This is a genomic window from Luteitalea sp. (genome assembly GCA_009377605.1).
Taxonomy (GTDB): domain Bacteria; phylum Acidobacteriota; class Vicinamibacteria; order Vicinamibacterales; family Vicinamibacteraceae; genus WHTT01.
The window spans coordinates 1-9,439 of record WHTT01000148.1; the positions used below are offsets into that span (position 1 = coordinate 1).

Genomic DNA, 9,439 nt, shown 5'->3' on the forward strand with positions numbered 1-9,439 from the left:
CATTCAACACGCCACAGTTCGCGCTGCCAAACGGGGGCGTGACCAACGCAAGCTTTGGTCAGGTATCAGCACAGGCCAACGCCCCTCGCGAGATCCAGCTCGCCCTGAAGCTGTCCTGGTGATCGACGTCTGTTCCGTCGCCCAGTTCACGAGCCATCTTTGGAGGACCTCGAAGGTGAGAAGAGCTATTGTCGTGATGCTGTCATGTGCCGTGGGCCTGGCTTGCGGCGCCACCGATTCCTCCCGGGCCGAGTATGACCTCGTGGTGTACGGCGGCACCTCGGCCGGCGTGACCGCCGCCATACAGGCGGCCCGCATGGGCAAGAGCGTCGTGTTGATCGAGCCGGGCCGACATCTGGGCGGGCTGACCAGCGGCGGCCTGGGCGCGACAGACATTGGGAACAAGGCGGCCATTGGCGGTATTGCGCGAGAGCTCTATCGGAGGATCGCCGACTACTACGCCCAAGACGAAGCCTGGGTCTATCAGACGCGAGATGAGTACGAGAGCTCGCGCCAGAGCGCAGATGACGACACGATGTGGACCTTTGAGCCACGCGTGGCGGAAGCGGTGTTGCGAGAGATGATTGAAGAGGCCAACGTTCCGGTGGTTTACGGGGAGCGGCTGGACTTACAAGACGGCGTGACCACGGACGGAACAGCGATTACCCAGATTACGATGGAAGGCGGCAAGACCTACAGCGGCCGGATCTTCATTGATACTACATATGAAGGCGACCTGCTGGCCGGCGCAGGCGTTTCCCATTTTGTCGGGCGCGAGGCCAACTCGACGTACAATGAAACACTCAACGGTGTGCAGACCGAGAGCGCTGTCTCGCATCAATTTCGATTCCCCGTCGATCCGTATGTCGTTTCCGGGGACCCCACCAGTGGCCTACTGCCGTATGTCCATGCAGACCCGCCCGGCGAGGAAGGCGCTGCGGACAAGCGAGTACAAGCGTTCAATTTTCGCCTGTGCCTGACCGATGTTCCAGAGAATCAGATTCCGTTTCCCAAGCCAGACGGTTACGCGTCGGAGAGCTACGAGCTGCTGTTTCGCTACTTTGAAGCGGGCGAGGACCGTATCCCCTGGATCAATACGCGGATGCCCAACCGCAAGACGGACATCAACAACAAGGAAGTCTTTTCGTCCGACTTCATTGGCATGAGCTATGACTACCCCGAAGCGGACTACGCGACAAGGGAGCGATCGTTCGATGCGCACCGACGTTACCAGATGGGCCTGATGTGGGCCCTGGCCAATGAGCCGCGCGTGCCCGAGGCTATTCGAAACGAGGTTGCCCGGTGGGGCCTGGCCAAGGATGAGTTCGTCGACACTGGCGGGTGGCCTCATCAGCTCTATATTCGGGAAGCACGGCGCATGATCGGCGACTACGTGATGAGCGAGCGTAACTGCAGAGGCACGGAGGTGGCTTCGACGAGCGTTGGGCTTGCGGCGTACACGATGGACTCACACAACGTCCAGAGATACGTGAAAGACGGCAAGGTGCTGAACGAAGGGGATGTTCAGGTGGGAGGATTTCCTCCCTATCCGATTGCGTTGGCCTCGATCGTGCCGAAAGCGGATGAATGTCGCAACCTCGTAGTGCCGGTGAGCCTCTCCGCAAGTCATATCGCCTTTGGGTCCATCCGGATGGAACCGGTCTTCATGGTGTTGGGGCAGTCGGCGGCAACGATTGCCGCGCATGCCATCGATGAAGATGAGGCCGTGCAGCGGATTGACACAGACGCATTGCAGAAGCGACTGTTGAAGGACGGCCAGATTCTGTCCTGGACCGAGACCACGACCAATTGAGCCTCCGCTCGCGTGGGAATGCGTATGCCCGTCGCGTGGCTTCTGCTCCTGCCGCTGGCTGCGGGCGTTCAAGACCCGCGTGCAGAACGGCTCCCGCCGCTACCGGAGCTGCGCCCGGAGCGCTTCGAGCCAGCGATCCGCGAAACGGTGAGCGCCGCGTACGAACAGGCGCGCAGAAGGCCACGGGATGGAGAGGTCAACGGGCGCCTGGGGATGGTGCTGCAAGCGCACCAGCAGCTCGAATCCGCCACCCGCGCCTACCAACGCGCGACCCTTCTCCAGCCCAAGGCCTTTCGCTGGCACTATCTGCTTGGTACCGTCCGGGCGGAACGAGGAGAGATGGAGCACGCAGCGCACTCGCTTCGAGCGGCTCTCGACAGACGACGCGACTACTTTCCGGCGCAACTCAAGCTGGCGGAAGCGCTGTTGGCCCTTGGCCACGTGCAGGCCAGCCTAGATCTGTACGAGCAGGCCGCGGAGGCGCATGGCGATTCAGCCCTGCTGCATTACGGATTGGGCCGTGCTCACCTCGCGGCCGGAAACCTCCGCATGGCCGAGCAGAGCTATCTCAGGGCATGCGAGGCTTCGCGTGACTTCGGTGCCGCGCACTACGCCTTGGCGCGGCTCTACACCACGCTTGGAGACACGGCGAAAGCCGAGCGGCAGCTGGCCTCGTATCGCTCGGCACGTGCGCCCGCGCCCACCGCCGACGATCCTTTGCTGCAGGAGGTGATCTCGCTGCGCTCCGGCGCCCGCGCCCACCTGGAACGAGGGCTCGTCCACCAGCAAGATGGGGAGATCGAGCAGGCCATCGCAGCCTATCACCATGCCCTGAGGATTCAGCCGGACTACGTTCAGGCACACGTCAATCTGCTGTCCGCGTACATCGGCCTGCGCGATTGGGACAGGGCCACCGAACACTACGAGAAAGCCATCGCCCTGCACCCGGATTCGGCTGAAGCCCACTACAACTACGGCATCGTCTTGAGCCGCCAGGGGCGCCGCCGCCGGGCGCACGAGGCGTTGCGACAGGCGCTCGAGATCAATCCCCTCTACGCTGAGGCGCACAACAACATTGGGTACGTCGAGGTCCAGGAAGGACATCTGGAGCTGGCTGCCAAGCACTTCCGGCTCGCGCTCGAGCAGAGGCCGGGCTACCGGGAGGCTCAATACAATCTGGCGCGCGTGCTGATGCGGCGACGCGAGGTGCACGAAGTCATCGCGCTCCTGGAGGGCAGCATCGACGACGCAGACGACTACGCACCACGCCTTTTGCACACGCTGGCAGATGCGTGTGCACAGGTCGGTCTCCTCGAGAAGGCCATCTCGTACGCCCGCCAAGCGGCGGAGGTGGCCGTCTCACGAGGACAGCACACGCTTGCCCGCCAGATCAGGGAGGAGCTGAGCGCTGCAGAGAAGGAGCGCTCGAAGCACCCGTGAGACCGATTCATCCTCTTGCGGCGGTACTGATGGCGACCGCGTGGGTTCTGCCTGAAACCGCCGCTCGCTCGGAGCCGACGCAGGTGTTCCAGGATGTAGCCGCCCGCGTAGGACTACGCTTCGATCACTGCACCGGCGCGACCGGAGACTTCTATCTTCCGGAGATCATGGGCTCTGGCGTCGCGCTCTTCGACTATGACAACGACGGCGACCTGGACGCGTACCTGCTTCAGGGAGTCAGGTTGGACGCGACAGCCAAGCCCCTCCTCTTTCCTGAGCCATGCCGCTTCCCTGGCGGACGTCTGTTTCGAAATGAACTCGAGAACGGGTCTCTCCACTTTACCGACGTGACTGAAGGAGCAGGGCTCAGGGGCACGGCGTTCGAGATGGGCGTGGCCGTCGGCGATTACGACAATGATGGGTATCCCGATCTCTATGTGACGCGCCTCGGTTCAAATGCGCTGTATCGCAATAGTACGGACGGAACGTTCACCGACGTCACCGCGCAAGCCGGCGTTGATGACCAACGGTGGGGTACCAGCGCAGCCTTTCTCGACTACGATCGCGATGGAGATCTGGACCTCTTCGTAGTCAACTATGTCGATTTCACCCTACGAGGTAACAAGTCTTGCCGCGACGCGGTGGGAGAGCGAGACTACTGCAATCCCGCCGTGTACGAGCCGCAACCTGATCGGCTCTTTCGCAACGATGGTCATGGACGATTTACGGATGTGTCCCGTGAAGCGGGCATCGCAGGAGCTGCAGGCGCTGGCCTCGGCGTGGTGACAGGAGACTTCAACGGCGACGAGCGAATCGATCTGTACGTTGCCAACGATGGCACGCCGAACCACCTCTGGCTGAGCCAGGGTGACCGGACGTTTCGCGAGGCAGGCCTCATCTCAGGTAGCGCGTTCAACCAGGACGCGGAGCCGGAAGCCGGCATGGGCCTCGCGGCGGCAGATTTCGACCGGGACGGCGATGACGACATCTTCGTGACAAATCTCACCGGTGAGACGAATACCCTCTATCTGAATGACGGAACGGCCAATTTTGCGGATGTCACCCTCGAGCGAGGCTTGGCTGGCGACAGCCTGCCGTACACGGGCTTCGGCACGGCGTGGCTGGACTACGATGACGACGGGCTGCTCGATCTATTCGTGGCGAATGGGGCCGTGGCGATCGAGGAAGCCCTGCGAGGCCGAAGATATCCGTATCACCAGATCGATCTGTTGTTCCGGCAGCAATCAGTCGGGCGTTTCACCCGAATCGACACCAGGACCGGGCTGCATCTTCGCGGCGTGAGCCGCGGCGTGGCGGCAGGAGACATGGACAACGATGGAGACGTCGATCTCCTTGTTTCCAATAACAATGGTCCGGCGAGGCTGCTGCTCAATCGGTCGAGCTCGCACGGTCACTGGATTTCCATCAGGCTCCGTGGTCGGGTGAGCAATCGCGAGGGTCTCGGCTCTTTGGTGACAGTCGTCCCGCGGGGCTCGCCTCCTGTGGTCCAGCGCGTGCGCGCCGATGGCAGCTACCTCGCATCGAGCGATCCGCGTGTGCACGTCCGACTGGGCGAGGCCAGAACGGTGGACGAGATCAGGGTCTGTTGGCCGACTGGACAGTGCGAAGCCTGGGACGAAATCGAGACCAATAGCCTCGTCACCCTGAAAGAAGACAGCGGGACGCTGCGCGCCTCACCCTGAGGGCACACGAATTTTGGACCATGCCGATTGAACCCAGTGGATCAAGCCGAGAATCTCTGAGCCGTCTAGGGCCACGAGCTTGGAGCCCTTCATGACCGACAGCGCGATGCGGAAGAACGCTGCGTTCTTCGCGATCTGATTTGGACCGAAGGCCGCCACGTGCAGCGGATTGCTCACGAACGCGCGCGCGAGCATCTGTGCGGCTGCAGCCCTCATGTCCGCCGTGCACGGTTTAACGCGAACTTCACGCATACGTATACTCGTCCAACGGTTCGAGCGAACCACGTGGGTTCGAAACGGGCACGCTCAGCGACAAGGGCTGAACGGAGTCGGAGCAGCTATTCTAGCCGGGGACCCGGCTCTCACCTTCCGGCCGCACGGAACGGGTGAGTGACGGGGACCCTCGTTGCGACTCTTGTACCGGCGCAGTACACTGCGTGGTGAAGCGGCTCGCGCGCCGCAGGCTCGTGCCTCACGTTCTCCAATCCGAGCTGAGGAGCGTTGACGACATGACGATTGCTGACACGCTGTTGCCGGAGTTCGACAAAGAGATGGCCGCCACGCGCCGCCTGATCGAGCGCGTGCCTGATGACAATCCGAACTGGAAACCGCACCCGAAGTCGTTCTCCATTGCGCACCTTGCCCAGCTCCTGGCCTGGATGCCTGGGTGGATCGGGCAGACGCTGACCAGCACCGAGTTGGACCTCGCCTCCGGCGGCGGCTACAGTGTCGAGAGCAGGGACACGCTGCTCAAAATGTTCGACGACAATGTACGCAGCTCCCGCGACGCCATTGCCGCGGCAAAAGATTCCGACTACGAGGTTCCTTGGTCGTTGAAAATGAAGGGGGCGGTGCTGTTCACGTTGCCACGCGGCACGGTGGTGCGGCAGCATATCAGCCATCTCAGTCATCATCGCGGGCAGATGACCGTTTACCTCCGGCTGCTGGACGTGGCGGTACCGTCAATCTATGGGCCCACCGCGGACGAGGCGTGGCAGGGCTAGCATTTCTGACTTGTAGAAGGTACATCGCGTAGAACATCGAGCTCTTCAGGATGGTGGCGAGCCCATAACTCAGCGCCAGGAAGATGAGAGCGTTCTCGAAGAGACGATCCTCTGAAAGTCGCATCGAGACGAACCGTTTTTGGCCCGTCGCGAGTGCAACGAGGTCACGAAAATACGCTGGGAAGACTCTGATGGCCTTCTGGAGTAGCTCGTTCATTGCGGTCAAGCGGACGATTTACGACATTACCGGACATTTCGCGACAAACGACTTCACACGCTGGAAGGACCGGCTATGCTGCACCGATGACGCCACCGACGCAATTGTGAGGAACGACAGATGCCTGACTCGAAATCCGCAATGCTGATGACCATTCTTTGCGCTCTGCTGCCGGCCGGAGGCAGCACGCTCGCCGCAAGCAACCGCGAGGCTCCGCCCGCTCCCGCACAGAACATAACCGCACAAAGCGGACCGGTGGAGATCGACGCAGGATCGGGATCGTTTCTCGTTCCGGGTGGCGCAGGACGTGAAAGCCGCACCATCGAAGTCCATTACTACCGCCCCATGAACCTGACGCGCGAATCGCCGGTGATGATGGTCGTTCCCGGCGCGGGCCGGAATGGCGACGACTATCGGGACGCGTGGAAGGAAGCCTCGGAGCGATATGGCGTGCTGATCCTCTCGCCCAGCTATTCCGAGAAGCACTACCCCGAATACTGGAGCTACAACCTGGGTAACATGCCGGAATCGGTGACGCTCGAGTTTCGGATGCAGGTGGATACCAATCCGCCGCACTGGCAATTCGGCGATCTGGCGGAAACGGCCGGCAATGACGCGGGACTGGACCGTCTGGCGCACAGTAACGCCTTATTGTATCGCGTCGCGCTGCTTGCGCTCGCCGGCATGGTCGCGGATGTGGACGGCGAGGCGACGGGATTGAGCGTGAACAGGGATCGCAGCACCTGGATCTACGCGGACTTTGACCGGATTTTCGAAACCGCGCGCCATGCCCTCGACCTTGAAGCGGACTCCTACGACATGTTCGGCCACTCTGCCGGCGGACAGATCCTGCATCGTTTTGCGCTCTTCCACTCCGACAACCGAGCCAGCCGCATCCTGACGTCGAACTCGGGCTGGTACACGCTGCCGGACTTCAACGAGGCGTTCCCCTACGGTCTCGAAAACATCGGAATGAACGCGGATGAAATCCGGCGGGCGTTCCGCTCGCGCCTCGTCGTCTTTCTCGGCGAGAAGGACGACGAGAACGAAACCCGCGGCGATCTGCGTGAAACACCCGAGGCCAACCAGCAGGGACCGGGCAGACTGCAGCGTGGGCGATATTTCTTCGCCAATGCGCAGGCGACAGCGAAACAGCTGGATGCCAACCTGCAGTGGAAACTGGAAATCGTCCCGGGCATTGGTCACGACTACCGCCGCATGAGCACGGCGGCAGCGGACCACCTCTACGGCAAGCGAAGCAATGACGGTAACGGTTTAGCCGGCCACAGCGACAGGGACGACGCCGAGCGGGACGGCAAGCGAGCGAGCCTGTTCATGGCGGGGGTGCGACGACCACGTCGGGGCTCGCTCGCGAGCTCGGTTCTCGCGACGGTTCGTCCGTTATCATCCCCGGAGGTCAAGCGGCTGGGACTGGTTCGGCGCACGGAGGTGCTTCGCAATGGCTGAGAGGAAACCTGCAAAGAAGGGCACGCAGCAGTCCGCCAAGAGAACTACCGGCAAGGCGTCCAAGGGATTCACGGACGAGGAACGAGCCGGGATGAGGGAGCGCGCCCAAGAGCTGAAGGCGGCCGCGCGCCGCGGCCCGCGCGTGGGCGGGGCGGACGGGGAAAGCGACGTCCTCGCGAAGATCGCCGAGATGCCGGAACCGGATCGCGCCATGGCCGAGCGGCTCCATGCCATCATCAAAACCAGCGCGCCAGCCCTCTCGCCGAAAACCTGGTACGGGATGCCCGCGTATGCCAAGGACGGCGATGTCGTCTGCTTCTTCCAAAGCGCGCAGAAGTTCAAAACGAGGTACGCGACGTTCGGCTTCAGCGACAAGGCGAGCCTCGACGAAGGCGCCATGTGGCCGACCTCCTTCGCGCTGAAGGAGTTGACCGCCGCCGAGGAGGCAAGGATCGGCGCGCTCGTGAAGAAGGCGGTGAGCTGAGGACTGAGCCTCACCGATCCACGGCTCGGGGCCGGGACGGAGTGGTGTCGGTCGACCAGTCTGCGTTTGGAACGTTTTGCGCAAGACGAGCCCTGTTCGGCGTCGGACGCACCCGTCCCGCAGTCGGACATCCTACAGCACTCCAGGGCCTACCTCGGACGACGTTCCGCGGACTCCCCTTTTTGGCCAGGTACTTGCACGGCCTCCGGTTGTTCTCGTGCGGGAGGGAGTCGCATGCGTGCCCTGTGGTCCGACGTCAAATTCGCTATCCGCGTGCTGATGAAGGCGCCCGGATTCTCGCTAGCGGCCATCGTCACGCTCGCGTTGGGCATCGGGCCGAACACGGCCATCTTCAGCGTCGTGTATGCCACGCTCCTCGCGCCGCTGCGGTTTCCGCAGCCGGACCAGCTCGTGAGGGTCTCGCCGATGGTGGGCGAGAGCCGAGACCGTGCGTCACCCGCTGAGTACCGGGCGTGGAAGGAACAGGCCACGTCGTTCCAGTATCTGGAGGCATTCCGGCCTGGTCGTGCTCTCAATCTCGCCACGCCAGATGCGCCGGAACGCGTCCTCGCACGAGAGATCACGCCTGGCGGGCATCGCTTCCTCGGTGAAGACGTCTGGCTTGGGCGTGATTTCCGAGCCGATGAGGATCAGCCGGGCAAACAGTATGTTGTGCTACTCAGCCATCGGCTCTGGCGCGAGCGCTTCGGCACTGATCCTGCCATCATCGGCCGTGACATTCGCATGGATTCGATCCCCTATACCGTGATCGGTGTGCTCCGACCAGGGACTTGGGATCGCACGCCGGCCCGTCTATGGATCCCGCTCTCGTTGACGCCTGACGAGGTGGCTAACCGTCGCTTCCGCCCACTGATCGTCGATGGCCGGCTGAAGCCGGGCGTGACCATCGAACAGGCGCAACAGGAGATGAACAGTATTGCGGCTGATCTGGCGCGTCGGTTCCCGGACTCCAATACCGGGCGGACCGTGCGCGTGGAGCCGCTACACACCGCGATCCTGAACGCGGGAAACAGGGTGATCATGGGAGCGGAGCTCCACACACTCCTGTGGGTGCTGTTGGCGGCCGTCAGCTTCGTCGTGTTGATCGCGTGCGTCAACGTGGCGAACCTGCTCCTCGCCCGCGGCGCGACGCGCGAGCGCGAGACCGCCATCCGCGCCGCGCTTGGGGCGACACGCGGACGTCTCATGCGCCTGGCCATGATTGAGGGGTTGGTGCTCGCCACGGCCGGTGGCGCGTTGGGCGTGCTGTCGAGCGTGTGGATTCTCCAGGGCATGCTCGCGATGTTGCCG

General features: G+C 62.7%; 8 protein-coding genes. 7 read left to right on the forward strand and 1 reads right to left on the reverse strand.

Annotation, left to right across the window (positions count from 1 at the left end; genetic code table 11):
- Window positions 1-196 precede the first annotated feature (196 nt).
- From GEV06_27210 to GEV06_27220, 3 genes are read left to right on the forward strand one after another with little or no spacing between them, the layout of a single operon-like run.
- Window positions 197-1,813 (forward strand): FAD-dependent oxidoreductase, encoded by a 1,617-nt coding sequence (locus GEV06_27210; GenBank protein ID MPZ21549.1) that lies wholly within the window; start codon window positions 197-199, stop codon window positions 1,811-1,813.
- Between the two features lie 18 nt (window positions 1,814-1,831).
- Window positions 1,832-3,253, forward strand: a complete 1,422-nt coding sequence (locus GEV06_27215; GenBank protein ID MPZ21550.1) for a tetratricopeptide repeat protein — start codon at window positions 1,832-1,834, stop codon at window positions 3,251-3,253.
- Window positions 3,250-4,956 carry a hypothetical protein gene (locus GEV06_27220; GenBank protein ID MPZ21551.1) on the forward strand — a complete coding sequence of 569 codons (1,707 nt, stop codon included), beginning with the start codon at window positions 3,250-3,252 and terminating at the stop codon, window positions 4,954-4,956. Before GEV06_27215 ends, GEV06_27220 begins: the two co-directional genes overlap by 4 nt.
- On the opposite strand, the gene GEV06_27225 is transcribed toward GEV06_27220, so the two are convergent.
- Window positions 4,948-5,208 carry a hypothetical protein gene (locus GEV06_27225; protein MPZ21552.1) on the reverse strand — a complete coding sequence of 87 codons (261 nt, stop codon included), beginning with the start codon at window positions 5,206-5,208 and terminating at the stop codon, window positions 4,948-4,950. The two genes, GEV06_27220 and GEV06_27225, sit on opposite strands and share 9 nt — an antisense overlap.
- Window positions 5,209-5,465: 257 nt before the next feature.
- Here GEV06_27225 and GEV06_27230 point away from each other — a divergent pair, with 257 nt between their 5' ends.
- From GEV06_27230 to GEV06_27245, 4 genes are all read left to right on the forward strand, one after another.
- Window positions 5,466-5,960, forward strand: coding sequence for a damage-inducible protein DinB (locus GEV06_27230; GenBank protein MPZ21553.1), 495 nt, complete (start codon window positions 5,466-5,468; stop codon window positions 5,958-5,960).
- A 337-nt stretch (window positions 5,961-6,297) separates the two neighbouring features.
- A complete protein-coding gene (locus GEV06_27235; GenBank protein MPZ21554.1) occupies window positions 6,298-7,644 on the forward strand; it encodes a hypothetical protein in 1,347 nt (448 codons plus the stop codon).
- Window positions 7,637-8,128 (forward strand): hypothetical protein, encoded by a 492-nt coding sequence (locus GEV06_27240; protein ID MPZ21555.1) that lies wholly within the window; start codon window positions 7,637-7,639, stop codon window positions 8,126-8,128. Before GEV06_27235 ends, GEV06_27240 begins: the two co-directional genes overlap by 8 nt.
- A 234-nt stretch (window positions 8,129-8,362) precedes the next feature.
- On the forward strand, window positions 8,363-9,439 hold a 1,077-nt coding region (locus GEV06_27245; protein ID MPZ21556.1), incomplete at its 3' end, for an FtsX-like permease family protein.

What these genes read in the sequence shown, in the direction of transcription:
- GEV06_27210 (MPZ21549.1), top strand. Translation starts at nt 197, where the DNA reads ATGCTGTCATGTGCCGTGGGCCTGGCTTGCGGCGCCACCGATTCCTCC.
- GEV06_27240 (MPZ21555.1), top strand. Translation starts at nt 7,637, where the DNA reads ATGGCTGAGAGGAAACCTGCAAAGAAGGGCACGCAGCAGTCCGCCAAG.
- GEV06_27225 (MPZ21552.1), bottom strand. Translation starts at nt 5,208, where the DNA reads ATGCGTGAAGTTCGCGTTAAACCGTGCACGGCGGACATGAGGGCTGCA.
- GEV06_27235 (MPZ21554.1), top strand. Translation starts at nt 6,298, where the DNA reads ATGCCTGACTCGAAATCCGCAATGCTGATGACCATTCTTTGCGCTCTG.
- GEV06_27230 (MPZ21553.1), top strand. Translation starts at nt 5,466, where the DNA reads ATGACGATTGCTGACACGCTGTTGCCGGAGTTCGACAAAGAGATGGCC.
- GEV06_27215 (MPZ21550.1), top strand. Translation starts at nt 1,832, where the DNA reads ATGCGTATGCCCGTCGCGTGGCTTCTGCTCCTGCCGCTGGCTGCGGGC.